This window comes from Acinetobacter sp., assembly GCF_049284435.1.
GTDB lineage: Bacteria > Pseudomonadota > Gammaproteobacteria > Pseudomonadales > Moraxellaceae > Acinetobacter.
Window position 1 is genome coordinate 36,184 of the sequence record NZ_JBAPXX010000118.1, and the last position, 26,225, is coordinate 62,408.

General features: G+C 41.4%; 22 protein-coding genes and 1 pseudogene. All 23 read left to right on the forward strand.

Annotation, left to right across the window (positions count from 1 at the left end; genetic code table 11):
• The first annotated feature begins 438 nt into the window (after positions 1-438).
• Positions 439-2,166 carry an acetolactate synthase 3 large subunit gene (locus tag WAK81_RS10345; protein ID WP_422196739.1) on the forward strand — a complete coding sequence of 576 codons (1,728 nt, stop codon included), beginning with the start codon at positions 439-441 and terminating at the stop codon, positions 2,164-2,166.
• Positions 2,163-2,654, forward strand: a complete 492-nt coding sequence (gene ilvN, locus WAK81_RS10350) for an acetolactate synthase small subunit (protein WP_004278369.1) — start codon at positions 2,163-2,165, stop codon at positions 2,652-2,654. The genes WAK81_RS10345 and ilvN overlap by 4 nt, the downstream gene beginning before the upstream one ends.
• Positions 2,655-2,760: 106 nt before the next feature.
• Positions 2,761-3,777, forward strand: coding sequence for a ketol-acid reductoisomerase (gene ilvC / locus WAK81_RS10355; RefSeq protein WP_004278368.1), 1,017 nt, complete (start codon positions 2,761-2,763; stop codon positions 3,775-3,777).
• Positions 3,778-4,019: 242 nt separating this feature from the next.
• Positions 4,020-4,790, forward strand: a complete 771-nt coding sequence (locus WAK81_RS10360; RefSeq protein WP_422196740.1) for a DUF2971 domain-containing protein — start codon at positions 4,020-4,022, stop codon at positions 4,788-4,790.
• An 887-nt stretch (positions 4,791-5,677) separates the two neighbouring features.
• Positions 5,678-6,199, forward strand: a complete 522-nt coding sequence (locus WAK81_RS10365) for a hypothetical protein (protein ID WP_422196741.1) — start codon at positions 5,678-5,680, stop codon at positions 6,197-6,199.
• 113 nt (positions 6,200-6,312) lie between these two features.
• Positions 6,313-7,014 carry a molecular chaperone gene (locus tag WAK81_RS10370; protein WP_422196742.1) on the forward strand — a complete coding sequence of 234 codons (702 nt, stop codon included), beginning with the start codon at positions 6,313-6,315 and terminating at the stop codon, positions 7,012-7,014.
• 41 nt (positions 7,015-7,055) lie between these two features.
• A complete protein-coding gene (locus WAK81_RS10375; protein WP_422196743.1) occupies positions 7,056-9,386 on the forward strand; it encodes a fimbria/pilus outer membrane usher protein in 2,331 nt (776 codons plus the stop codon).
• A 10-nt stretch (positions 9,387-9,396) separates the two neighbouring features.
• On the forward strand, positions 9,397-9,807 hold the full coding sequence (locus tag WAK81_RS10380; protein ID WP_422196744.1) for a hypothetical protein: 411 nt from the start codon (positions 9,397-9,399) through the stop codon (positions 9,805-9,807).
• A gap of 203 nt (positions 9,808-10,010) precedes the next feature.
• The gene (locus WAK81_RS10385) at positions 10,011-11,291 is read left to right on the forward strand and encodes a glycosyltransferase family 4 protein (protein ID WP_422196745.1); all 1,281 of its coding nucleotides are present in this window, start codon (positions 10,011-10,013) and stop codon (positions 11,289-11,291) included.
• A gap of 20 nt (positions 11,292-11,311) precedes the next feature.
• Positions 11,312-11,863 (forward strand): phosphatase PAP2 family protein, encoded by a 552-nt coding sequence (locus WAK81_RS10390; RefSeq protein WP_422196746.1) that lies wholly within the window; start codon positions 11,312-11,314, stop codon positions 11,861-11,863.
• 87 nt (positions 11,864-11,950) lie between these two features.
• Complete coding sequence (iscX, locus tag WAK81_RS10395) at positions 11,951-12,151, forward strand: Fe-S cluster assembly protein IscX (RefSeq protein ID WP_004278360.1); 201 nt, start codon at positions 11,951-11,953, stop codon at positions 12,149-12,151.
• Between the two features lie 110 nt (positions 12,152-12,261).
• The gene (gene ndk, locus WAK81_RS10400) at positions 12,262-12,693 is read left to right on the forward strand and encodes a nucleoside-diphosphate kinase (RefSeq protein ID WP_004647460.1); all 432 of its coding nucleotides are present in this window, start codon (positions 12,262-12,264) and stop codon (positions 12,691-12,693) included.
• A 122-nt stretch (positions 12,694-12,815) separates the two neighbouring features.
• Positions 12,816-14,052: pseudogene (gene rlmN, locus WAK81_RS10405) on the forward strand (23S rRNA (adenine(2503)-C(2))-methyltransferase RlmN).
• A gap of 14 nt (positions 14,053-14,066) precedes the next feature.
• Positions 14,067-14,867 (forward strand): type IV pilus biogenesis/stability protein PilW, encoded by an 801-nt coding sequence (gene pilW, locus WAK81_RS10410; RefSeq protein WP_422196747.1) that lies wholly within the window; start codon positions 14,067-14,069, stop codon positions 14,865-14,867.
• Positions 14,858-15,649, forward strand: a complete 792-nt coding sequence (locus tag WAK81_RS10415; RefSeq protein WP_422196748.1) for a helix-turn-helix domain-containing protein — start codon at positions 14,858-14,860, stop codon at positions 15,647-15,649. Before pilW ends, WAK81_RS10415 begins: the two co-directional genes overlap by 10 nt.
• A 23-nt stretch (positions 15,650-15,672) precedes the next feature.
• Positions 15,673-16,794 (forward strand): flavodoxin-dependent (E)-4-hydroxy-3-methylbut-2-enyl-diphosphate synthase, encoded by a 1,122-nt coding sequence (ispG, locus tag WAK81_RS10420; RefSeq protein ID WP_253173471.1) that lies wholly within the window; start codon positions 15,673-15,675, stop codon positions 16,792-16,794.
• A gap of 3 nt (positions 16,795-16,797) precedes the next feature.
• On the forward strand, positions 16,798-18,093 hold the full coding sequence (hisS, locus tag WAK81_RS10425) for a histidine--tRNA ligase (RefSeq protein ID WP_422196749.1): 1,296 nt from the start codon (positions 16,798-16,800) through the stop codon (positions 18,091-18,093).
• 30 nt (positions 18,094-18,123) lie between these two features.
• A complete protein-coding gene (locus tag WAK81_RS10430; RefSeq protein ID WP_044109972.1) occupies positions 18,124-18,822 on the forward strand; it encodes a YfgM family protein in 699 nt (232 codons plus the stop codon).
• Positions 18,819-19,967, forward strand: coding sequence for an outer membrane protein assembly factor BamB (gene bamB / locus WAK81_RS10435; RefSeq protein ID WP_422196750.1), 1,149 nt, complete (start codon positions 18,819-18,821; stop codon positions 19,965-19,967). Before WAK81_RS10430 ends, bamB begins: the two co-directional genes overlap by 4 nt.
• Positions 19,968-20,134: 167 nt before the next feature.
• Positions 20,135-21,544: a ribosome biogenesis GTPase Der gene (gene der / locus WAK81_RS10440; RefSeq protein WP_005103252.1), complete on the forward strand. Its 1,410-nt coding sequence runs from the start codon at positions 20,135-20,137 to the stop codon at positions 21,542-21,544.
• Positions 21,545-21,814: 270 nt separating this feature from the next.
• Positions 21,815-23,323 (forward strand): hypothetical protein, encoded by a 1,509-nt coding sequence (locus WAK81_RS10445; protein WP_422196751.1) that lies wholly within the window; start codon positions 21,815-21,817, stop codon positions 23,321-23,323.
• Positions 23,314-25,374 (forward strand): hypothetical protein, encoded by a 2,061-nt coding sequence (locus WAK81_RS10450; RefSeq protein ID WP_422196752.1) that lies wholly within the window; start codon positions 23,314-23,316, stop codon positions 25,372-25,374. Before WAK81_RS10445 ends, WAK81_RS10450 begins: the two co-directional genes overlap by 10 nt.
• A 21-nt stretch (positions 25,375-25,395) precedes the next feature.
• Positions 25,396-26,091 carry a hypothetical protein gene (locus tag WAK81_RS10455; protein WP_422196753.1) on the forward strand — a complete coding sequence of 232 codons (696 nt, stop codon included), beginning with the start codon at positions 25,396-25,398 and terminating at the stop codon, positions 26,089-26,091.
• Positions 26,092-26,225 lie beyond the last annotated feature (134 nt).

Sequence of the window (26,225 nt, forward strand, 5' to 3'; positions counted from 1 at the left end):
TAAGTTTATGAATTTTATTGAATTATAGATTGATAGGCTCAGGCTGTATTCCTGTCTGCTCTCCCGATCGCTGTTAAAAACAGCAAATCTGGTATAGATAAGTGGCTGTTGCCTGTTTTTTAAACTTGACTTTAAAGCCTGAAAACACAAGAATGCTGCAATAGTTTTATATGCCTTAGATCGATCACCCTTCGACTAAGTGTCATTTCATGCAGTGGGCGATTTCTCTAGCCGAGAAATTGAACAAAGCTAAGCAAAATATGTTTATCCCAACATGTTTTAGGTCTTGTATTGCTCGAACAGCAAAGAGATCAGATTTTTTTCCTATTGCTATGAAAACTATGAAATTTTTGTGCTATAACAGTGCAGACAGTTAACAAATGAAACACTGCAAATGCCTCCCATTTCTGCGGTGTAATAATATTAGGGTGAATCACGTTGGAACTTCTATCTGGTGGTGAAATGCTTGTTCGCGCATTAGCGGACGAAGGCGTTGAACATGTTTTTGGATACCCAGGCGGCGCAGTTCTTCATATTTATGATGCGCTATTTCAACAAGACCGAATCAATCATTACCTCGTGCGTCATGAACAAGCTGCCGGTCACATGGCAGATGCTTACTCACGCGTAACAGGTAAGACCGGTGTGGTACTGGTGACCTCAGGTCCAGGTGCAACCAACACGGTAACGCCAATCGCAACGGCCTATATGGACTCAATCCCGATGGTGATTTTGTCGGGTCAGGTTGCAAGTCATCTGATTGGTGAAGATGCATTCCAGGAAACCGATATGGTCGGTATTTCACGTCCCATCGTGAAACATAGTTTCCAGGTGCGTCATGCCAGCGAAATTCCTGCAATTATCAAAAAAGCATTTTATATCGCTTCATCTGGTCGTCCAGGCCCTGTTGTGATCGATATTCCAAAGGATGCTACCAATCCTGCAGAAAAATTTGCATACGAATATCCTGAAAAAGTGAAGATGCGTTCTTACCAACCGCCTTACCGTGGTCACTCAGGTCAAATTCGTAAAGCGATTGAAGAATTGATCCATGCTAAACGTCCTGTGATTTACTCGGGCGGTGGTGTGGTTCAAGGCAATGCTTCAGCACAATTGACAGAGCTAGCACATTTATTGGGTTATCCAGTGACCAATACCTTGATGGGTCTTGGCGCATTCCCGGGTGATGATGAACAGTTCATCGGTATGTTGGGTATGCACGGTACTTACGAAGCCAACATGACCATGCATAATGCAGATGTAATTCTGTGTGTGGGTGCGCGATTCGATGACCGTGTTACTAATAACCCTGCGAAATTCTGTCCGAATGCAAAAGTCATTCATATTGATATCGACCCAGCGACGATTTCAAAAACCATTATGGCGCACATTCCAATTGTCGGTGCTGTAGAGCCTGTATTGAATGAGATGTTGAACCAGTTGAAACAGCTTAATGTTTCTAAGCCAAATCCTGAAGCGATTGCGGCATGGTGGAAACAGATCAATGAATGGCGCAAGGTTCATGGCGGTCGTTTTGAAGCAGGTGTTGATGGCGTAATGAAGCCACAACAAGTGGTTCAGGCATTGGATAAAGTGACCAATGGCGAAGCGATCATTACTTCTGACGTCGGTCAGCATCAGATGTTTGGTGCGATGTATTACAAATACAAACGTCCACGTCAATGGATCAACTCAGGTGGTCTAGGCACTATGGGTGTCGGCTTGCCGTATGCAATGGCTGCGAAGCTTGCATACCCGGAACAGCAAGTAGTGTGTATCACCGGTGAAGCATCGATTCAGATGTGTATCCAGGAGCTTTCGACCTGTAAGCAATATGGCCTGAATGTAAAAATTCTGTGCTTGAATAACCAGGCTTTAGGGATGGTAAAACAATGGCAAGATATGAACTATGAAGGACGTCATTCAAGTTCTTATGTAGATTCATTGCCTGATTTTGCCAAACTGATGGAAGCCTATGGTCATGTCGGTATTCAGATTAATCATGCCGATGATCTAGAGTCTAAGCTTGCAGAAGCGATGGCGATTAACGACAAGTGCGTATTTATTAACGTTATGGTAGATCGTACCGAGCACGTTTACCCGATGTTGATTGCGGGTCAGTCGATGCAGGATATGTGGTTGGCTAAAGGGGAGCGCACGAAATGAGACATATTATCTCTGTACTCGTAGAAAACGAATCAGGCGCGCTTTCCCGCCTAGTCGGCTTGTTCTCACAACGTGGCTACAACATCGAAACATTGAATGTTGCCCCGACTGAAGATCCAACACTTTCACGTTTGACATTGACCACTTATGGCGATGATCACAAGATTGAGCAAATTACAAAACAGCTTAACAAGCTGGTTGAAGTGGTGAAAGTGGTTGACCTGTCTGAAGGTGCACATATTGAGCGTGAATTGATGCTGATCAAAGTGAAAGCATTGGGTTCATCGCGTGACGAAATCAAACGTACTGCGGATATTTTCCGTGGTCAGATTGTCGATGTAACCCCAACGACCTATACCATTCAAATCGCAGGTACGACTGAGAAAGTGGATGCGTTTATTGATGCACTTGCAGAACACACGATTTTAGAAGTTGTACGTTCAGGTGTATCAGGTATTGCACGCGGCGAAAAAGTACTCACCATCTAAATTTTAAGTATTTCCTCATCTGAACAAGAAGAGGGTATCAGGCAATGTAAATTTAAGGGTCATTGCCTGATTTAACGGACAAACAAGCATTTAAGCGGAGACAGCAATGCAAATTTTTTACGATAAAGACTGTGACTTATCTATCATCCAATCTAAGAAAGTGGCGATCATTGGTTATGGTTCACAAGGCCACGCGCATGCGCTTAACCTGAAAGATTCTGGCGTTGACGTAACTGTAGGTTTACGTGCGAACTCTGCTTCTTGGAAGAAAGCTGAAAATTCAGGTCTTAAAGTTGCTGAAGTTCCTGCTGCTGTAGCACAAGCGGACGTAGTTATGATTTTGACTCCAGATGAGTTCCAATCTCAACTTTACCGTGACGTAATTGAGCCAAACATCAAGCAAGGCGCTACTTTAGCATTTGCTCATGGTTTCTCGATTCTTTATAACCAAGTTGTTCCACGTGCTGACTTAGACGTAATCATGGTTGCACCTAAAGCTCCTGGTCACACAGTACGTTCTGAATACCAACGTGGTTCAGGTGTTCCTGACCTTATCGCGATTCACCAAGACGCTTCTGGTAATGCGCGTAACGTTGCTCTTTCTTACGCTTCAGGTGTAGGTGGCGGCCGTACAGGTATCATCGAAACTTCATTCCGTGAAGAAACTGAAACTGATCTTTTCGGTGAGCAAGCAGTTCTTTGTGGTGGTGCTGTTGAACTTGTTAAAATGGGCTTCGAAACTCTGGTTGAAGCTGGTTATGCACCTGAAATGGCATACTTCGAATGTCTACACGAACTTAAATTGATCGTTGACTTGATGTTCGAAGGTGGTATCGCGGACATGAACTACTCTGTATCAAATAACGCTGAATACGGCGAATATGTAACTGGTACTGAAGTAATCAACGAACAGTCTCGTGAAGCAATGCGCAATGCGCTTAAACGTATTCAATCTGGTGAATACGCGAAGATGTTTATCCAAGAAGGTGCGTTGAACTACCCATCTATGACTGCTCGTCGTCGTCAAAACGCGGCTCACGGTATCGAAGTAACGGGTAACAAGTTACGTGCGATGATGCCTTGGATCCAAGCGAACAAAATCGTAGATAAAGAAAAGAACTAAGGTTGCGTTACGTGCCTTAAAAAATGGGAAAGCAGTGCTTTCCCATTTTTTTCGTACCTTGGATTCAAGCAAACAAAATCGTTGATAAATAGAAAAACTAATCTCTTAGTTGGCTGATTTTTATGCTATAAAAGCCCTGCGAAAGCGGGGTTTTTTATTGGATAAGAATAATAATTTTATATAAATATGTTGGCTTTGATGCTGGTTTAAAAATATTAGAAACAAGTACTTTAGGCTTTTCTTTGTCGCGCGATTTTAATGATCCATTTGAGGTGACGGCTTTAGCTTTAATGGGGGGGACGGTAAATGTTAGTGTAGAAACGCAAGCTGTAAGAAGTCGGTTTATCAATAAATATGCAGTATTGTCTTTAACTCGAGCCCCCTTAAATCCTTTAATGTGGTCTCATTATGCAGATAGTCATAAAGGAATGGTGATCGAGATTGATACAGAAAAGGCAGGTTTAGAAAGTTTTGAAAATTATACGATTCCTGCTCAGAGAGGAGAGATGATTTATGTGAATACAGTACCAAAACATATTAATTCAATAGATGCCGAGCAATTAATGCAAATTGGAAGTAGACATCATATATGGTGGGAATCTCATGAGAGATTGCTGAAACATGCTTTTCTTTATAAGCAATTACATTGGGCTTATGAAGAAGAAGTAAGAGTTGTGAAGTGCTTGGAAAGTGACCAATACCATTCTTATAATTCAAAAGATGATTACGAATTTGAGTTGGATAGAGAAAAGTGGGGAAGAAAATATATTGGATTAAGGGGAATATTCTTAAAAAAAATTCCATCAGATGCATTTGTTGAGATATATCTTGGAGAAAATGGTTATCGTGATCAAAGAAGGCAATGTAATAATTTAATTGAGGATTATAAAGTTCCTAAAATCGAACAGCTAAAAGAGTTTAGTCGAAATAATATTGAATTATTCACTGTTTTAGTTGATACAGAAACATGGTCTTTAAAAAGCAAAATTATTAATTCAATTGGTTTGGATTAAGTAGCTGCGATTGTGGTAGCAGTTCATATATTGAAATTCTAATTTATTTTTATCTCCAAAAAATAAGACATAGCGTAAAAGCTCATTCTTTATTGATCATGTCCACACTTACTTTTTTAGTATTTAGTTCCTATAAATCAGTTATTGAACTGTAATTATACGATCTTTACAACCATTTAATTGAGTAAATATTGAAGTAAACGCCACTAAACTTATTCTTATATATCCGTCAAAGTAATATTTTTCTCTGGTTTTTATATTAAGTTTAATCAAAAAAATATTTATTAGAATATTAATTCTGAAATTAAATTTTTAAATATTAAAATTATTGATTAATTAAATTAATTATTTACTTTGTCAAATTTTTATGCTTTAGTTTTAATATATGTTTTGTGTTGCTTGATTGTAATTGTTTGTCTAGCTGAAAAATATTAAGTTTTTATGATGCTGTAAAAATAACAATAAAAAATAAAAAAAATAATTTTTTTAAAGGGCAGAATCTGGAAATTGTAAGTATTTGTAAGAGTTATTTCCAGCTTGAATTGTTTAATTGTAAAAAATAATTATATCAATATCTTGTGGATATTTTTATCTGTTAGGTGAGGTGTTATGAAACTTATGGAATGCTTATAATTTTAAATGGATTGTATTTTTAATAATTTATATATAAGTCTAAGTGCTTATAAAATAAATAAATATATAGATGGATGATTTTATAAAAATATAGGCGACTATATTGTGAATATTAAAGCTTTGTACGTTAATTAAAATAATCGCACTAATATAAGTAGGCGCTTAGAAAAATAGCTCTGAATTCTAAGAGTTGGGATATAAGCGTTAAAAATAAAAGAAAAATATATTCTTTTAAAAAAGAAATGGAGAAAAATATGAAAAAAATGACTCAAGCCACATTGGCAGCACTCGTACTGGGTTTTGGTTTTAGTTCAACAGCTCTATACGCAGCAGAAGCAAACCGAGGCGGTCCTCCACAACAGGGTCCAAATAAACCTCATAAACCAGGCAAACATGGATGTGGAGACAAATGTGACGGAAAAATTGATATTGTTTTGGAAGTTCCAAGACATTGTGATTTAGATGTTGAGACACCTCGATTAACACTTGCACAAACCACGGGAGGTAATTGGAGCGATGCGGGATTCTTTAATGTCAGCACAAATGCCCCTTATCGATTAAATATTAATCCACTAAATACTTTGCGCAATGGTGAGAATACTGTACCTGTAGTTGTGACTACTACACGTGGTGGAAAAGCTTATTATGGCACTCAGTCAAGTACCAAAGGACAAGCCCATCGTTGGGATGTAGCAGCTACAGTGGCTGGTAGTGCGGTTGAAGCAGCTGATGCTGGTACTTATCGTGGTGTATATAACGTAGAAGTTCGATTTTAATAATAAGAAATTTTTTATATAACATTTTGAATAGGTAGGAGATGTACCACATCTCCTATTTTAATATTTTTATGATTAATAATAATAATTATATTTAGGTTTAGGAGTGAAATATGATTAAAAAAATTATAGGATTTTCTATATTGTTTTTGTTTAGTTTTTCTTTATCAGCGGGAATAAAATTCAGTCCTATCCAACTCTATATTCAAGATTTTAAAAGACAGAAAAGTACAACTGTTAATATTGAAAGTACAGGATTAAGTACTTCAAAAATATATGAAATTAGTGCATTTAAATGGCAGCAAAATGAAAAAGGTGAAGATGTTCTATTGGAGGATAATACTTTATTGTTTAATCCAAAAACATTTGAGCTAAAACCTGAAAGTAAACAAGTGGTCCGTATCGGGTTTAGCCAACCCCCATTAAATTTAGAGCAACAGCAATCATGGAGGATCATTTTTAAAGAAGTAACACCAGTTGATGATAATTCTTCGATTAATTTTTTGTTTAATTTCTCACTGCCTTTTTTTGCTGGAAAGCAGGTTGCACCACAATTAAATATAGATCTGCAAAAAAATAATGAACTGGTTTATCTAAATGTAAATAATTTATCTAAATCTCATGCAAAAATTACTGAAGTTATAGTATTGGATAGTAAAAATAATCAACTCATGAAAAAAGATTTTGTTCAATATATTTTGAGTGGAAATAAAATTAAATTTGAACTTGGGGAATTAAAAGAAAATGGAGATTTGAAATTAAAAATAAAAGTAGAGGATCATGAGGGATATTTGGAATTTCCTGTAAAAGCCTAGAAGATGCTTATAAAAAGAATAAATAGTAAAAGGATGGTGCTATGAAGGTGACTAAAATTCTTCTAATGATCGCGTGTGGGATGGGGCTAACAAATGTAAATGCTGAAAATATTCAACAGAGGGGGCAGAAAGACAATTTAGAAATGTTCATCGTAAATATATGGGTAAATGGCTTAGATTATAAAACTGAAGCAATTCATTTTTCTGATGGAGGGAAGAGATATATTGAGTGTGAGGCTTTATCCAGAATAGGAATTCACATTGAAAGGATCCCCCGTCATGTGGTCAAGAAAGAGTTCTGTTTATTGAATCAACCAGGTGTAACAGTTGAAGATGATTATAGTTTACAAGCCATTAAAATTAATTTTCCAGTCAATTATTTTGAAGATACTTATTATGAATTAGAGATAGAAAATCCCGAAAAAGCGAATTTTGGAGGGTTTGTTAATTATAGCTTGTTTTATAATAAAGATGATGAAGAACAGGAGTTTAATACATTTTCAGAAATTGGGATATTTAAAGATTATTGGTTATTAAAAAATGCTTTTTTATATCGTAATGAACCTGAAGATATTGAAGAAGGATTTTTACGTGTCAATACGACGCTCGATGTTGAATTTCCAAAAATCTTTTCAAGACTTACCTTGGGAGATACGACGAGTCCTTATAGCAGTTTAAATAATTCTTTTCGGTTTGGGGGGCTAAGCTTTGGTACCAACTATACAAATCGTCCAGACTTTGTTTACTGGAATGCTCCGACTTTAAATGGGAGTGCAAGCGTACCCTCAACAATTGATCTATATATTAATGGGGTGCGTTTATATCGGGATTCTGTGACCCCCGGTAATTATAATCTTCCTGCTGGAGCAATGCTGAATCAGGCGGGTGATGCGCAAATTGTTGTAGAAGATATTTTAGGGAATAGGACAGTCCAGAGTTTTCCAGTTTATATTAATAGTCGATTATTAAAGCCAAAATTGAACGAATATAATATTTCATTAGGTAAACTTAGATATAACTATGATTATGTCGATGATGATTATCGGGAGTTTTTTACAAAATTGTTTTATCGGCGGGGTATAACTTCTTCAATGACCTTGGGAGGAGATTTTTTATATAGTAAAGATGTCAGCAATTTTGATTTTTTATGGACCCAAGGAATAAGTAAATATTTGCTTATGGATAGTGCATTTTCAGTTAGCCAAGCAGAAGCTAATGATGAGCAAGGATATGCAGCTTCGATAGCTCTAAGTCGGGATTTTAGAAACTGGTCCTTTGGTTTAAGTAGTCGATATTTTACTCAGGAATATCAATATTTAAGTGGTGATATATATGACTCTAATATTGAAGCCTCAAATATTCTATATTTTAATTTTTCTAATTTGGGATTCATTGATGGATTAAATCTTAGTTATATTTATCAATCTTATTATGATCAAAATGGTTTTAGTAATGATACTCAGAAAATTTTTGATATTCGAGCTTCAAAAAGCTTAACAAAAAAATTATATACAAATTTTGGCTTTTATAAAGATTTTGGGAATGATGGGGATCATGGTTTCAATATTGCCTTATCTTACGATTGGGAAGAAAAGGGTCAAATTTATTTAAATCACGATACTGAGGATAATGAAACGGGTTTAAGTTTTAGTCACAGAACGATGACTCAGAATGGTTTTGATTATGTTTTGGGGGTTAATCGCACTGAAGAAGAGGTTAATTACAATGCTTATGGTTTATGGAAAACCAGTATTGGTAATTTACAACTTTCCCATGATGAATATGAGAATCGTCGTAATTCACAGGCTATGTTTGAGGGTGCCTTGGTCTGGCTGGGTGGTAAAATGGCATTCACCAAATATGCTGATAATGCTTTTGCTCTGGTTGAGGTGGATCAACACCCAAATCTTGATATCTATCGTTCAGCGAGTCTGGCTGGAAGCACCAATAATCAAGGCTATATGTTTATACATAACATCATCCCTTATATCCATTACGATATTTCTTTTGACCATAACCAGTTAGCGATGGAAGAAACTTTTGAACACTCTTCTAAAAAAATTATTGGTCTGGATCAACGTGGATATAAGCTGGATTTTCCTATCTATAAAACCAAACGTATTGCGCTAAGAATTAAAGATGCACAACAAAATAATTTAGTCATAGGCTCTGAGGTTCTTGTAGATGGTCTAAGTACAGAACCTTCTTTTGTTGATAGTCAAGGCATTGTTTACCTATATCTATTTAAAGCAGGCACTTACAACTTTAAAGTAAAGACTAATAGAGGACAGCAGTGCCAGGCTCAATTCATTCTGAATGAAAACCAATTCCAGAATTCAGACAAGCAAATTCTGGAAACTATATGTAAGTAGGAGTAGAAAAATGAAAAAGCTCTTTTTATTTATTACCGCACTCAGTATGAGTGAAATAGCTATGGCCCAATATTGCTCGATTGATGGTTTTACCACTCCAGAATTACGTCTAGCCAGCTATCAGCGTAGTCAGGCTGCCACTTCATTTAATATTTCATGTGATACTGGCTATTCAATTTTGTTTAATAGTCAGAATCTGGTGAGTTCCAACGGGATAAGTTATGTGTCTAACGGTCCTAATAAATTGCGTACCAAATTAAATTTGAGTGGTGCAAATAATGGGTTATGGGGAGTCAGAGTGAATCAGGGAGCTTCACAGAGACAGAAATATGTCGTTTCGGTTCAACTCGAAGAGAATCCTTTTAATGGGGTTCCAGCTGGAACTTATCGTGATCGGATTTCTGTCGATATTAATTTTTAAATCATAGAGATGAGGGAATTAAATGAAGATCTACATACAGTGAATATCTTTTTAGTCTAAGGAATAATTGGTATTCACTTGTTTTTTTAATATAAATAATAATTTATAAGATTTATTTTTGGCTTTTTTTAGTTATTTTTATTCATCAAATAGTCATGAGATCTTTCTATACTGGGTGAAAAATATAAACGAATAGGTGTGAGATGCAACAAATTTCCATCTCAGAATTATTAGAGCAACGACCTGTTATTCACAAAATCCAGTTTGATTTAAAAGAACAACGTAAACAGGCCATTCATGACAAAATAGTCCTAGAAGATCTGACACGGTCCCGTTTAAAAATTGCCATCGTTACCGAAACCTGGCCTCCTGAAATTAATGGTGTTGCCCATGCTTTATTACAACTTTGTAACGGATTGCAAAAACAGGGGCATAAGATTTTATTAATACGTCCAGAACAACGACGAGCCTGTACCGAATTTAAACCGCATAGTGAATGTCTGGTTAAAGCGCATTGCATTCCTAAATATAGCAATTTGCAGTTTGGTAGACCGCAATTTCTAAAAATCCATCAAGCTGTTGAAACTTTTATACCAGATATTATTCATATTGTGACCGAAGGCCCTTTGGGTTTGGTGGCTCAGCAGCTTGCAAAATTCCATAAAATTCCAGTCTCTAGTGGTTTCCACTCGTCATTTCAGGAATTTAGTCGGTTTTTTGATTTGGCTTTTTTACTGAAGCCAATTCAAGGTTATTTAAAGTGGTTTCATAATAATACTGATTTGACCTGTGTCCCGAGTCGAGGCACCGCTCAAGCCTTAAATCAGTTTGGTGTAACTTGTCCCTTGGCAGTTGTGGGTAGAGGCGTCGATCCAGATACATTTTCACCAAAGTGGCGATCACCAGATTTGCGCTATACTTGGGGAGTTTCAAACGAGACCCGAGTGATGTTGTATGTCGGACGGCTTTCTCCTGAAAAGGAAATTGATGTGCTGATCAAAACCTATTTTGTGCTGCGCCAAGTTTGTCAGCAAGATATACGTTTGGTGGTGGTTGGAGATGGGCCGGATCGCACTCGACTGCAACAACTGAATCAGGATGGCAGCATTGTTTTTACCGGTAGCCTGACAGGAGAAAAACTGTCAGCGGCGTATGCCAGTGCTGATGTGTTCTGTTTTGCCAGTCAGGTCGAAACCTTTGGAAATGTGGTATTGGAAGCGATGGCCAGTGGCTTGCCAGTAATTGCTTATGATTATGCTTGTGCAAACTTGCATGTGCAGCATGGTGAAACGGGATGGTTGAGCAGACTTGGACATCAGCAGGGTTTGATCCAGCAGATGCTCGGATTGCCTGATCTGCAAAGATTGCAGCAGATGGGCGCGCAAGCACGTAAAAAAGCCGAAAAAGTAGGCTGGCAATATCCAGTCCGGCAATTTGAACAAGCACTGTATTCACTGGTACAGCATCAGGAATACAGCATATAAAACAAGAAAGGAGCACCAGTGTGAAACTCCAGAATGTAAAGATTAAATTTTTAGAAATCGATTTAAAAGGCTGTGTTTATCTGAATCATTTTTCCCATTCAGTCCGTATTGCCGCTTTTTTTAAAATGATTAGCCGCTTAGGAAATGGTGCATTTTGGTATTTCATGCTGATACTGGTTTGGATCATGCAAGGATTGATCTATACCGTGCAGATTGTTTATCTAATTCTGGGAAGCACCATTGGTACCATTATTTACAAAGTACTTAAAATCAAAACCGTACGACCACGTCCTTATCAGGTGCATCAGGTGATCCGTCTGGGTGAACATCCACTGGATCATTTCAGTTTTCCCTCGGGGCATACCTTGCATGCCGTGATGGCAACCACCGTTTTAGGTTATGTCGCACCTTTATTACTGATGCTGATGCTGCCTTTTACGGTTCTGGTCGCAGTGTCCCGAATGGTGTTGGGATTGCATTATCCAAGTGATGTGGCAGTTGGCGCAATTCTGGGCGGTATGATGGCAATCGCGATTGTACTGACCGCGCCTTATCTGAATATTATGCTGTGAAAATAAGTGAAAGTCGGGGCAAAGGCTCGCAGATTTTCACAGATTTGTTAAAGTACAGCATCGAAGCAATTATGGTGAGAAATAGAGATGGGTTTACGTTGGACTGACACTCTCGATATCGCGATTGAACTCTACGAAGCGCATCCAGATGTGGACCCGCAGTGGATACGTTTTACTGATTTACATGCCTGGGTGTGTGCCTTGCCTGAATTTGAAGATGATCCGACCAAGTCGACTGAAGGTCTGCTTGAAGCCATTCAAATGGCATGGATTGACGAGGCACGCTAAGCCCTCATCTTAAAAAAGCATTTTTTTACAGATGAAAAGCAGAAAAATGCACATTATCTCGGTATAATGCGCCAAATTTTCATGTCAACAATTGACTTAAGGAGCCTATCATGGCTATCGAACGTACTTTATCTATCGTTAAACCAGACGCAGTTGCTAAAAACCACATCGGCGACATCTTTGCTCGTTTCGAGAAAGCTGGTCTTCAAATTGTTGCAACTAAAATGAAACATTTGACTCAAGCTGAAGCTGAAGGCTTCTATGCTGAGCACAAAGAACGTGGTTTCTTTGCTGACCTAGTTGCATTCATGACTTCTGGTCCAGTGGTTGTTTCAGTTCTTGAAGGCGAAAACGCTGTTCTTGCTCACCGTGACATCCTTGGCGCGACGAATCCTAAAGAAGCTGCTCCTGGTACTATCCGTGCAGATTTCGCTGTAAGCATCGACGAAAATGCTGCTCACGGTTCTGACTCTGTAGCATCTGCTGATCGTGAAGTTAACTACTTCTTCGCGCAAACTGAGATTGCTCCACGTACTCGTTAATTCGCAGTATTCAAGCCAGATAAGTGTTATTATACTTATCTGGTTTTTTTATTCTCTGAATAATTCTTTGCTCACATATTGAGCTTCTCCTTTCATCTTTAGACATGGTTTAGGTAATACACATGAGTACTGAAGCAGTCGCTGTATCAGCAGTTTCTGAGCCGCAGCAACACACTCCATCCGCTCCAGCACAGGCAAATACTGTCGAGAAAGTGAATTTACTTGGCATGTCACGTCCGCAAATGGAAAAAATTCTTTGAGGACATGGGTGAGAAGAAGTTTCGTGCCGGGCAGGTGATGAAATGGATTCACCAGTTCTTCGTGACTGATTTTGCTGAAATGACCAATATTTCAGGAAAACTGCGTGAAAAATTAGAAAAGATTTGTGAAATTAAAGCGCCTGAAGTGGTGCATAAAAACTATTCTAAAGATGGTACCCGTAAATGGGTATTCCGTGTTGGCGACGGTGAAGGCTCTCTCGTCGAAACTGTACTGATTCCTGCTGAACATCGTAGCGGTTTACGCCGTACCTTGTGTATTTCTTCACAAGTGGGCTGTGCGCTGGACTGTTCATTCTGCTCAACCGGCAAACAGGGTTTCCAGCGTGATTTGACCCAAGCCGAAATTATCGGTCAGCTTTGGATGGCGAACTATTCCTATATGGAAGATGTGCCAGTTCTTGAGCGTGAGCGTTCAGTGACCAACGTGGTAATGATGGGCATGGGTGAGCCATTACTCAACTACGATGCCGTGTTGAACTCGATGCGTGTGATGCTAGATGACTTTGCATACGGCATGTCAAAACGTCGTGTGACTTTATCGACTTCTGGTGTGGTGCCGAAAATCGATCAGATGGTCAAAGATATTGATGTGGCGCTGGCCATTTCATTGCATGCACCCAATGATGAACTGCGTAACGAGCTGGTGCCGATCAATAAAAAATATCCGCTTGAGCAGCTGATTGCTGCATGTCAGCGTTATATTGCCAAAGATGGGAATGAAAGTTCACGTAAACACGTGACGATTGAATATGTGATGTTAGATGGCGTGAATGACCATCCTGAACATGCTCAGCAAATGATTAAGCTGTTGAAGAATTTGCCAAGCAAGATTAATTTGATTCCTTTTAATCCGTTCCCGCATGCGCCCTATGGCCGCTCAAGCCGCAACCGGATTATTTCTTTCCAAAAAACTTTGTCTGATGCCGGTTTTGTGTGTACGATTCGTCAGACACGCGGTGATGACATTGATGCTGCGTGTGGACAGTTAGTCGGACAAGTCGCTGACCGTACCCGTCGTGCGGAACAGTGGAAAAAGAAAATCGCGCAATCGAATGAGATCATGCGTTCACAAGGATAATAAGAGGTCGCCAGTTGAGAAATCTAACATCTAAGTTTGCTTTGATTTCAACAGTATGTGTATCTTTGGTTTTGGTCGCGTGTCAAACGCCAGATTTGGGTCAGAAAGATCCTGAAAAAGCCACCAAAGTCCGTACCCAATTGGCGGTAGAATATCTGAGAACGGGTGACCTGGATGCAGCTAAACGTGCGCTGGATCAGGCACTTGAAAGCAGTCCGCGTGATTCTCAAGCGAATATGATGATGGGCGTGCTACTGCAACAGGAAGGTAGTAAGCTTAATCTCGAAAAGGCAGATGCCTATTTCAAACGTGCGATTTCGGCAGATCCGAAAAATGCGCAGGCACGAAATAATTACGGCACCTATTTATATCAGCTTGAGCGTTATAATGATGCAATCGAGCAGTTTAAAATTGCCGGTGCGACTTTAGGCTATGACCAGCGCTTCCGTGCACTAGAAAATATGGGTCGTATTTACCTGAAAATAGGCGATATGGTGAATGCTGAAAAATCATTCAAACAGGCGCTGCAGGCTAATCGCGATTCTTATATTTCAATGTTAGAGTTGGCAGAAATATTTTATTTAAACCAGCAGTTCCCGGCGGCGGCACAAATGTATCAACAGTTTGTGCGTGGCGTGGGGCAGAAAAACCAGGGTGCCCGTGCACTCTGGATTGGTATTCGCACTGCGCGTGCCAGTGGTGATCAGTTGGGTATGCAGGTATTGGTGAATCAATTACGTGCATTGTTCCCTGAAAGCCAGGAATACCAACGTTATTTGCAATTACAGTACAGTACTGAGGCCGTATGGAAGTAAATCCTAATTCACCTTCGAATCATTCGAGCGTAGCTCCAAATGCGTTAGGAAATATTCAACGTCCGGGCGAGTACTTGCGCCAGATTCGTCTCAATCAGCAGTGCGATCTGGAAGATGTGGCCAAAGAGCTGAATATCCCGTTAAAAACCCTGACCGCGCTGGAACAGGACGAATACAAGTCCTTGCCTGAAGCGACTTTTATCAAAGGCTATTACCGGATCTATGCCAAATTTTTGGGTGTAGATGCGTCTAGTATTATTCAGCGTTTTGATGAAATCTATACCAATGATACCGGGCTGCTGCCGAATCATGCCCTGAACAATTCTCCTATCAAAATTATGGGGAAATTGCCAGGTTCCAAGCGTGACCGCAATCGTAAGTGGTTAAAGCGAATTTTTATTACGCTGGTACTTTTGCTGATTTTGGGCGCACTGTTTGCCATGATTCAGAACTGGTCGAGCAGTAATTCACAAAATAGCAGTGAAGTCTCTGGCGTAGGCGCTTCTAATGTCGAGATTCTGAATCTGGATACAGGTGCCGCACTTTCCGGTGATCAGCTGAAACTCGAGTTTAATCGTCCGACTTCGGTGCATATTGTCGACTCGGCGGGCAATGTCTTGGCAACTGGCCGTCAGGCATCGAGCTTGCAGCTGAATGGTGAAGCGCCATTCCAGATTCGTCTGGATGATGCATCGGCTGTATCACTCAGTTTGAATAATGAAAATATTTCATTGTCACCCTACACTGTGAACGGAAAAGCAGAATTCCGTTTATCACCTTAACAGATCAAGAGTAGAGTAGAGCAATGATCGTAAATCCAATTAAACGTCGTCCAACACGTAAAATTCGTGTGGGTTCAGTTTATGTGGGTGGTGATGCACCAATCAGTATCCAGTCCATGACCAATACTGAAACCTGTGATGTGGCAGCTACGGTTGCACAGATCCAGCGCTGTGTCGATGCCGGTGCAGATATCATGCGGGTTTCAGTTCCAACCATGGAAGCGGCAGCAGCATTTGGTGAGATTCGCAAGCAGGTGAATGTGCCTTTAGTAGCGGATATTCACTTCGATTATAAAATTGCTTTGGCAGTTGCGGACTTGGGTGCAGACTGCTTGCGGATTAACCCGGGCAATATCGGTTCAGAAGCCAAAATTCGTGAAGTGGTAGCTGCAGCGCGTCATAACGACATTTCTATGCGGATCGGTGTCAATGCCGGTTCACTGGAAAAAGATATTCAAAAGAAATATGGCGAGCCGACTGGTCAGGCACTGCTTGAATCTGCGATGCGCCATATCGATATTTTAGACCGTCTGGATTTTCAGGAATTTAAAATTTCAGTCAAAGCATCGAATGTGTTCCTGACCATGGATGCGTACCGTTTGCTGTCACAACAAATTGATAATCCGCTACATTTGGGTGTCACGGAAGCGGGTATTTATCGTACCGGTTCGGTTAAATCTGCGATCGCTTTGGGTGGCCTGCTAATGGAAGGCATCGGGGACACCATGCGCATTTCACTGGCTGCCGAGCCTGAAGAAGAAATTAAAATTGGTTTTGATATTCTGAAATCACTGGGTCTGCGCTCCAACGGGATTAACTTCATTGCCTGCCCAAGCTGTTCACGTCAGGAATTTAATGTGATTTCCGTTATGCAGCAACTTGAAGAGCGTTTGGAAGATATCCGTACCCCAATGGATGTGTCCGTGATTGGCTGTAAGGTCAATGGGCCGGGTGAAGCCAAAGAAGCGGATATTGGTGTAGTGGGTGCAGCACCACGTTCACTGGTGTACCGTAATGGTGAAAAGAGCCATTTAATTGACACGAATCAACTGGTTGATGAAATCGAAACCATGGTTCGTCAACGTGTTTCCGAGCTTGAAGAAGCTAAATCTAAAGAAATTATTCGTACAAGTTTTCCTGAGTAGATCATGAGTTCAATCGTCGCAATCAAAGGTTTTAATGACATTCTCCCAACGCAAACCCCAGCTTGGAGACGTCTTGAACAGCATCTATCTGGTTTGATGGATGCCTATGGTTATCAACAAATTCGTTTGCCTATCGTTGAACAGACTAACCTGTTTAAACGTTCGATCGGTGATGCAACCGATATCGTTGAAAAAGAAATGTATACCTTCCTCGACAAGGGTAATCCGCCTGAGTCATTGACGCTGCGTCCTGAAGGGACGGCGGGTTGTGTACGTGCCATGCTGGAGCATAACTTGTTGCGTGGCGCGACGCCTCGCGTCTGGTATATCGGACCCATGTTCCGTTATGAAAAACCGCAAAAAGGCCGTTACCGTCAGTTTCATCAGTTTGGTGTGGAAACCTTTGGTGTAGCAACTCCGGATATGGACGCAGAACTGATTCTGATGACGGCACGTCTATGGAAACGTATGGGCGTGGCAGACAAGGTTCAGTTAGAGCTGAATACTTTGGGTGAGTCGGATGAGCGTGCAGCATATCGCGCGGCATTGGTTGAATTCCTGGAGTCGCATAAAGCTGATCTGGATGAAGATTCTCAGCGCCGTCTGACTACGAATCCACTGCGTATTCTGGATTCTAAAGATGCCAAAACACAAAGCATCTTGGAAAATGCACCGAAACTTCATGATTTTATGGGTGAAGAAACGCTGGCGCATTTTGCCCAGTTACAACAGTATTTGACTGATGCAGGCGTAAGCTTCGTGATCAATCAAAAACTGGTACGCGGTCTGGACTATTACAACAAAACTGTTTTTGAATGGACTACAACCCATTTGGGCTCACAAGGTACGGTGTGTGCTGGTGGCCGTTATGACGGTCTGGTGGGTCAACTCAAAGGTAAAGCAGATCAGTCTGTTCCTGCAGTTGGTTTTGCCATGGGTATCGAACGTTTATTGCTTCTGCTGGAACAGGTTGAAAACAATACCCCGACACGTGATTGTGAAGTCTTCCTGGTGGCTGAACCGGCTTCTCAAGGTAAAGCGTTGGTGATTGCGGAGCAGATCCGTGATCAGCTTGAAGCAGCAGGTAGTCAGGTTCGTCTGAAAGTGGGCTCACAGGGTTCAATGAAATCGCAAATGAAAAAGGCCGATCAAGCCGGTGCTTTGTATGCGGCGATTTTGGGTGAACGTGAACTGGAAGCTCAGGCGTTTACGGTGAAAGAGCTGGCAACCGCAGAGCAATCGAATGTACCATTTACGGACTTCGTTGCATTTTTTAGTACTAAAATTTCTTCAAAATAATCGATAAAACATTAGGAAAAGGGTAATCTCATGAGCGCAATGAGTGGTGATGAACAGTTTGAAAGCTTAAAATCCTTTACGAAGAAATATGGTTCTTCGATGATTACCGGGATTTTAATTGCGCTGATTGCCTTTTTTGGATGGGAATATTGGCAGAAGAAAAACCTGGCAGAGTCGCAAATGCACACTGCCAAGGTTCAGCAGTTGATGGATGACGCACAGGCATCGAAAGGTGATGGTTTTGCCAAGTTGTCTGAAGCTGCGGACAAGATTGTCAAGGAAGCACCTGATTCAGCACAGGCGATTCAGACCCAGCTGATGATGGCTAAACTGGCTTATGACAAAGAAGATTATGCTGCGGCCGAGAAAGCGCTACAGAAAGTTGAAAACTCGAAAGTAGACGATAAAGGTCTGGTTCAGGTAGTCAAACTTCGTCTGGCTTATGCACAATTGGCGCAGAAAAAATATGATGCTGCATTAAAAACTTTAGAAGCAGTGACTGAACCTGCATTCAAAGCAACTGCCGATGAAGCGCGTGGCGATATCTATGTTGCCAAAAATGATATTGAAAATGCTAAAAAAGTATATCAAAGTGCATGGGATGCTTTGATTGAACGTAAAGAAGAACGTCAGATTTTACAAATTAAGCTCGAAAGCGTAGGCGTATTGGTCGATGATCCGGAAATCGAACGCCCAATTATAGAAACACAAGCGGAAGAAGCTGAATGAATAGAAAATACAAAATTACCTGTGCCTTGACTGTTTTAACGCTTGCATTGGCTGGCTGTGCAGGTAAAACCAATAAAGTTCCAGAAGTAAAACCGAATCCACTTCCAAAACTGACTCAAGCCAAAACACTGGTCCCTGTATTTTCCACCAGTGTGGCTTCGACAGATGCTGCTGATCCGTTACGTTTACGTCTGGATGCAGACAATGGTGTGGTCTTTGCGATTGATCCAAAAGGCGAAGTGTCTGCATTTAAGGGTAAACAGCGTCTGTGGCAGAAAGAAGTCAGCAAAGAGAATTTAAGTTCTGGCGTTGAAGCTGCTGAAGGTCTTGTTGTCGTTGGCAACCAGAAAGGTCAGCTGTTTGCGCTGGATCAGCAAACCGGTGAGCAAAAATGGACTGCACAATTGACAGGCGCTTTACTGGCACCTTCATTGATTCATGCAGGCCGTGTGATTAGTGTCAGCAATGATGGCACCGTATATGCGCATGAAATCGCGACCGGTACACAAGTTTGGACTTATAACTTACCTAATGTACAATTCAGCCTGCGTGGCATGGCTGCACCTGTTGCACTAGATGCGCGTAATGTACTGATTGCCTCCTCGAATGCTTATATCTATGCACTGGATGCCTTAAGTGGTGTACCAAAATTACAACGCCGTGTGGCAGTGTCTGACGGACGTTCTGATATCCAGCGTCTGGTTGATATCGACGGTGAACCGGTTGTTGCAGGCCAGTTTGTGGTGACTACTAGCTATCAAGGTCAGGTGACTGTACTAGATCTAGCTTCACAACAGGTGGTCTGGAGTGAAGATGCCAGCAGTATCCAGCGTCCAGAAGTTGTGGGCAATGGCGTATTTGTGGCGCAAACCGATGGTAAAATCAAAGCCTTTGAGATTACTTCTGGTCAACTTCTTTGGGAAAATGACCAGCTGCTGAATCGCAAGTTAAGTAACCCGGTGATGCTGGGTACTGACCTGGTGGTCGGCGATCTGGATGGCGTTTTGCACCTGATTGATCCGCGTACCGGACAGATTACCGGTCGTGCAAAAACTTCTGGGGAAGTGCGTAACTTACGCGTCATCGACAACCAGCTTTATGTTTCTACACGCAAGGGCGCATTAAGCATTTGGCAGAACCGTTAATTTTAACGAGCCTTATGCTAAACTAGCCACAACCGTATTTTGTGAACGCGGGGTGATTGAAAAATCAATACCCCGTGTTTTTATTTAGGGTATTTCCCCCTTATATCTTCCTATGCTTTCTGATGTTCAGGCCACTTTGACGCCTGATATTAAATAAAGGTTACTCTATGAAACCCGTAATTGCGCTCATTGGTCGTCCGAACGTCGGAAAATCAACGCTGTTCAACCAGATTACCAAGAGCCGTGATGCATTGGTGGCAGACTTTGCCGGTCTGACACGCGACCGTAAATATGGCGATGCAACTTATCAAAATAAATCTTTCATTGTGGTCGATACTGGCGGTATTGGTGAAAATGAAGGTGGTATTGATTCATATATGGCAGAGCAATCCAAGACTGCCATTCATGAAGCCGACATCATCATTTTTGTGGTTGATGCGCGTGCCGGACTGCTGGCTTCCGATGAACAGATTGCCCGCGAATTGCGTACTTTAGGTAAAAAAGTCTTTCTAGTTGCCAACAAAGTTGATGGTGTACATGCTGAAGCTGCCTTGGTTGAATTCTACAAACTGGGTATGGGCGAGCCGCTACAAGTGGCAGCCAGCCATGGTCGTGGTGTTCAGCAAATGCTGGAAGACGTACTTGCTGATGTACCGGAAGATGAAAATCCGGAAGAGCATGACAAAAACACTGGTCTGCGTTTAGCGATTATTGGTCGTCCAAACGTAGGTAAATCAACGCTGGTGAACCGCTTGCTCGGTGAAGAGCGTGTGGTGGCATTTGACCAGCCGGGTACAACGCGTGACTCGATTTATATTCCATTTGAGCGTGATGGCCGTCAATACACCCTGATTGATACTGCAGGGGTGCGCCGTAAAGGTAAAGTTGATGAAATGATTGAGAAATTCTCGATTGTTAAAACTTTACAGGCGATGAAAGATGCCAACGTAATTGTTGTTGTGGTCGATGCGCGTGATGGTATTGTTGAGCAGGATTTGCATTTGATTGGCTATGCGCTTGAAGCGGGTCGTGCCATGGTCATTGCAGTCAACAAATGGGATAACATGACTGAATATGATCGTAAGCAATGTAAGCTCGATGTAGAGCGCCGCTTCGATTTTATTCCATGGGCCAAAGTGCATTTGATTTCTGCATTGCATGGAACGGGTGTGGGTGATCTTTATCCATCGATTCACCGTGCTTATGATTCATCTCGTTTGAAAGTGTCACCAGCAAAAATCACCCAGATTTTAAATGATGCGACAGAAGCTCACCAACCGCCTATGGTTCAGGGTCGTCGTATTAAAATGCGTTATGCGCATATGGGTGGGCAGAATCCACCAACGATCGTCATTCACGGTAACAAGGTTGATAAAACCCCTGCGGATTATCGTCGTTACCTGGAGAACGTGTTTCGTAAAGTGTACAAGCTCGAAGGTACACCGATTAAAATCGAGTTTAAAACCTCTGAAAACCCGTTTGAAGGTCGTAAGTCTCAAGTGGATGAGCGTGCAGCTGCACGTAAACGTCGTTATGTACAGAAATTCAAGAAAGCTGAGAAGAAATTTAAACGTTAATTCTATAGTTTAAATTTTTCGGATAAAAAGCCTGCTAATGCAGGCTTTTTTATTACCTATAAAAAAATATTTTTTAATCAGGCTTAATTTTGAATTTAATAAAAATAAAATATTCTTTTAATTATAGTTATTTAGTATAAGTATCAATTTAACATTTATGTGATATGTATTATATTTGTGTGAAATTGTTAATCCAGTCGCAAAAATGAAAATTGACTGAAAAAGATCATAAGAAATTACTGCCCAAATTTGGGGTGGTGTGAGGGGAACATGAAAAAAACTGCATTGGCCTTAATCTGTATGATGGGCTTGCCAAGCCTTGCGTGCGCTGAAATGATCAAAGTGAATGGTGAGGGCAGTAGTCCCATTATCAAAAAAGATCCAGTCGGAACACGGAATCAAGCATTGAATAATGCAAAAACTGATGCAGTCATTGCTTTAATCAAAAAAATAAATGGTCCTCAAGCCATGCAGGATGCTCAGCCCCATCTGGCAGATATTGTGAAGCAAGTTGACAATGGCTACGTGTTTAATCGTGGCAGTCAAACCAACAATAACAATGAACTAATTACTTCTATTTCAATTGAAATGGATGACCAGGAGTTTCGCCAGATCTTAAATGATCTGGGTTTATCCAAAAAGAATAGCCGAACCAGTCCGATCATGATCGTAATGGATGAGTATTTTGGTGTACCGCGAGATAACTCAAAACCGGTGAAAGAATTTACGTCATACTTTTCTGATAAGAGCTATGCCTATGATGAAAAGGCCAGCTATGACGCGAAAGAAAGTGCAAAAGCCAGTGAAAGTTCATCATATTCATCAAAAGGCAAATCAGCTTCGGCTTCAGGCTATGCTTATGGTAATTACTATGGTGCAGGAGCTGGTGTCGCTGCACGTTCATCAAGTCATAATAACTCAGGTAAATCTTCTGCTTCAGCAAGCTATAACGCCAGTGAGTCAGCACGTTATAGCCAGTCGGAACGTCAGAATGACATTCAAAATTTTGTGAAATATGTGGAATATCAAACCCCATCGACCACACCTGAGCGTGAAAATCAAACATTAACTTCGATTGCCCGTGCAGCATCTAAATATGATCTACGCTTAATGGATTCGGATGTGTTTCGTAGCCGTTATCTCAAAGGCAAGAGCATGACTATTCAACAATTGCTGAGTGATGCAGAGCTGGCAAAACTTGCAGTGGCTGCACGTCAGGAAAAAGCGGACTGGTTTATGGTCGGTAGCTCTTATATTTATGACCGTGGTCGTTCAGGTGCAACGGGTCAGTTTGTTTGTGATGGTGCACTCAGCTATAAAATTTATTCAGTGGATGATGGCACACTGATGGGCGGTGATACCCGTACTGAATCATCCACGGCTGCAACGACAGATACTTGCCGTACCAATGTTGCCCGTAAACTGGGTGAAATGACGCTGTCTGAAGTCGGCCCGCAAATCCTGGCCTATTCGAAAAACCGCAGCATGTATGGTAAGGAAATTACCCTCTTTGTGAAAAGTGTATCGGGTAGCGTATCTAGCCGGTTAGGGGATGACCTGTACGTGGCCTTAGATGAAATGGATGGTGCGGAAAATATCGATATCCGTACCCAAGACGGCAAATTGGTCGAGATGACCATGACTTATAAGAGTGAAAAGCCGTTAAGTGCTGAACTTGCCAAAGCATTACGCCGGGTAAATCCTGTTCTGTCGAATGCAGAACGCCTGCAAGCAGGGAATACCATTACTTTATGTATTGGTGGTACCCAATGCAAATAAGCTTGAAAAAAGTCACGCTTGCCATGGCGCTGATGGGAACGGTCAGTGCACAGGCCAATATTCAGGTTTTTCCGGCGAAGGGAATTTACGGGCTGGAACTGCCTTGTCGTCAATCGGCGGAACATATAGAAGCAAATGCATCATCCATTTCCTGTGACTTTAGCAAGGCTGTATCTAGCGAGGCGATTCGTACTCAAGTTTCACAGACTTTCGAGCAGCAGCTGAAACAGGCTTTGCAAGATCAGGTGGTTGTCTCAATTTCCCAGCAGAATAAACATCGAAGCTATGTGGCTTCTCTGGAAGTTTTGCGCGCCAGCGAATATGTGGTGCAAAAGGAGTCTACAGCCGAGATTTTTCTGCCAGTCACTTTAAGTTTAAAGTTGACCAATGTCTTATCCGGAGAAGTGATTTATACCGATAGCGCTACCTTATCTCAACCTATTCAGGTGCTATCGACTGATGTCGAGGCGGCTGCAACCCGTCAGGCGGTCCAGCAGAAATTTCAAAGTAGCTTGCTGACCTTGACTCAGCAATTGACCCAGGATCTCCAGAAGAAATTTAAGGTCTCTGAAGTGCAGACCAAGGTGATTGACCGCTGGAAGTCTTATATGGTTTTGGATAAAGGCTTTAATCAGGGGATTGCCAAAGATGATGAACTGAGCTCGGCTTCAGGAGATTTGATTCGGGTTGTCCATGCTGACAGCGATTATGCCGTGGCATTGCCTGTATTAATGAGTGGCAATTCGAGCCAGTTTAGCAAGATTTCAGCCAATACCTGTCAGGCACTGAACAAGCCTAAAGCTTTGGTGGTGGATGTGTTGACTTATCAAGGTGAGTCAAAAGACCTGATTGAGCAGATTTTTTCTGATGCGATCGGGGAAAATGCATCCTTTACCCTTACACCAGTGAACAAACGTTATAGCGTGCTCGCGCAGAGTATCAGTGAGCAGACGGGTTTAACTAATCAGGAAACCCAGCACCAGCGCGAACTTCCTGAATTCTTTATTCGTATTAATGTGATCCCTGTAATTGGTTATCAACAGCAAGTCGGCAAGATGACTGAGCAACAAGTGGTACATAGTGAAGTCTTTGCTGAAATGATTGACCGTTCTGGGCGCGTGATTTATTCGGCGCATGCAACTGATGAAATCAGTGAAACCATTTCACAAGGGATGGGTTTTTCACTGGATACACGTAAAGAAGTGGCACTCAAAAATGCCTTGGTGAAGCTGGGTCAGCAATTCCAGAAAGGGATTCAATTTACCCGTTCAGATTTGCAGGTATCCAGTGGTGGTAGCGAGACCATCACGATTCAGGATGCAGGCGAGCGTTTGACCACAGGCATGAAAATTCATGTGTATAACCGTGAAAAAGTTGCTCAGCGTCAAGTGTTGATCCCGACCTGGGAAGCTACAGTCATTGAGCGTCAAGGGACTAAGGTCAAAGCCCAGCTTGATTTTCCTGTGAGTGGAAATGATCGTCTGCCGGTACGTTCGGGAGATAGCATTTTGGTGGATAGCCATGCTGCTGTGGGTGAGTCGAAACTTGCCCGTGTACTTTGCCCAAGTTTGCATACCGATCAAGTTGGAGAGATTCCATTTTATGGATTTGGTCCGCTGATTTATCACGCATTTACCAGTCAGTCCAAACGTCCATTTTATGCCACAGGTTCGGGTTTTAAAGGTCAGACCAGTTTAGAAACATCAATTATAAAAATGACAGAAAATGCCGGCTTTAAAAAACAGCTTGATTTGAAACTGTATGTGCCTAAAGACGAGTGCTTACAGCCAGCATTCAAGATTCAGGTTCGAGAAGACTCTATTAAATGCAATGCAGACAAATCCAGCTGCGATGCCACTTTGGTGTTGGCAGGTGGAGCGCGACGTTTCAATGCAAAACAGGAACGTGTTGGAGCTGTCGGTTTGCAACAGGAAGTCAGTTTAAAAGGCATTGATATCACCCATCGTCATGAAATGTACAACATTCAGATGTTCAAGGCATTACCAAAAATTTTAAATCAGATCGTGCAAAAAGCCGATGCAGTTCAGTAAGGAATTATAAGGGGAAATACTATGAAAAAAATCGCAAGCATCTTGATCTTGGGAAGTGCTGTATTGGCATCGCAAAGCCATGCCGGTCTTGGATCATTGAGTAGTCTGGCATCAAAAGCAGTTGCAACGACAACAGGTACATCTTCACAGAATCTGGATTTGGCAGGTTTTCTTAAGCAGGCACAAGCCACCAATGCCATGTTTATTCAAAGCCGGACCACATTGGCAACCCTGTTTGCTGAACGTAAAGACAGTGAAGAGCTAAAAACCAAATTAAACAGCTTGAAAACCACCTCAGACGTAAAGGAAAAAGAGGCAATCCAGAAAGAGATTACCAAATTGACCAATGATGTTCTGGATGCATCAAAGAAGGATGAAGCGGCGACACTGGAACGTATCAATGCATTAAGTGTAAGCCAGAAACAGCTTCTAGTTAACTCACTTACCAACTTTGCGATTGCAGGCTTGTCTGCAGGTGAACTCGTGTTAAATAGTAAGCAGGTGTCTATGCAAATGCTCAGTAATCCGCGTAGTGTCAGCGATAGCGGTATGTCTTTTATGGATGCCAAAGGTCTATTGGGTGATGTGACTGGAATTGCAAAAAACGCAACCATGGCATTGGTTGAGTATCCGCAATTGATGAAAAAAGCTGGCTTGAACTTTAAGGCGCCAGAATCTGCAGCAGCAAAAGCAGTTGATATTTCTGATTCAATCTAAGTAATATGACTCTAGCCTGTTTTCGAACAGGCTTTCTTTTTTTATCTGGCGACGTAAAATGAAAAAGTCGATCTGTTTCTAAGAGCTTTGCATTGTTGCGAAATATTCAAATTTATCTACAAAAAATAGATCAG

Bases quoted from the DNA above. Each gene is read 5' to 3' on its own strand.
- WAK81_RS10380 (WP_422196744.1), top strand. From the start codon at position 9,397: ATGAAAAAGCTCTTTTTATTTATTACCGCACTCAGTATGAGTGAAATA.
- WAK81_RS10430 (WP_044109972.1), top strand. From the start codon at position 18,124: ATGAGCGCAATGAGTGGTGATGAACAGTTTGAAAGCTTAAAATCCTTT.
- WAK81_RS10455 (WP_422196753.1), top strand. From the start codon at position 25,396: ATGAAAAAAATCGCAAGCATCTTGATCTTGGGAAGTGCTGTATTGGCA.
- WAK81_RS10370 (WP_422196742.1), top strand. From the start codon at position 6,313: ATGATTAAAAAAATTATAGGATTTTCTATATTGTTTTTGTTTAGTTTT.
- der (WP_005103252.1), top strand. From the start codon at position 20,135: ATGAAACCCGTAATTGCGCTCATTGGTCGTCCGAACGTCGGAAAATCA.
- iscX (WP_004278360.1), top strand. From the start codon at position 11,951: ATGGGTTTACGTTGGACTGACACTCTCGATATCGCGATTGAACTCTAC.
- ispG (WP_253173471.1), top strand. From the start codon at position 15,673: ATGATCGTAAATCCAATTAAACGTCGTCCAACACGTAAAATTCGTGTG.
- bamB (WP_422196750.1), top strand. From the start codon at position 18,819: ATGAATAGAAAATACAAAATTACCTGTGCCTTGACTGTTTTAACGCTT.
- WAK81_RS10450 (WP_422196752.1), top strand. From the start codon at position 23,314: ATGCAAATAAGCTTGAAAAAAGTCACGCTTGCCATGGCGCTGATGGGA.
- ilvN (WP_004278369.1), top strand. From the start codon at position 2,163: ATGAGACATATTATCTCTGTACTCGTAGAAAACGAATCAGGCGCGCTT.
- WAK81_RS10365 (WP_422196741.1), top strand. From the start codon at position 5,678: ATGAAAAAAATGACTCAAGCCACATTGGCAGCACTCGTACTGGGTTTT.
- ilvC (WP_004278368.1), top strand. From the start codon at position 2,761: ATGCAAATTTTTTACGATAAAGACTGTGACTTATCTATCATCCAATCT.
- WAK81_RS10445 (WP_422196751.1), top strand. From the start codon at position 21,815: ATGAAAAAAACTGCATTGGCCTTAATCTGTATGATGGGCTTGCCAAGC.
- hisS (WP_422196749.1), top strand. From the start codon at position 16,798: ATGAGTTCAATCGTCGCAATCAAAGGTTTTAATGACATTCTCCCAACG.
- WAK81_RS10375 (WP_422196743.1), top strand. From the start codon at position 7,056: ATGAAGGTGACTAAAATTCTTCTAATGATCGCGTGTGGGATGGGGCTA.
- WAK81_RS10385 (WP_422196745.1), top strand. From the start codon at position 10,011: ATGCAACAAATTTCCATCTCAGAATTATTAGAGCAACGACCTGTTATT.
- WAK81_RS10415 (WP_422196748.1), top strand. From the start codon at position 14,858: ATGGAAGTAAATCCTAATTCACCTTCGAATCATTCGAGCGTAGCTCCA.
- ndk (WP_004647460.1), top strand. From the start codon at position 12,262: ATGGCTATCGAACGTACTTTATCTATCGTTAAACCAGACGCAGTTGCT.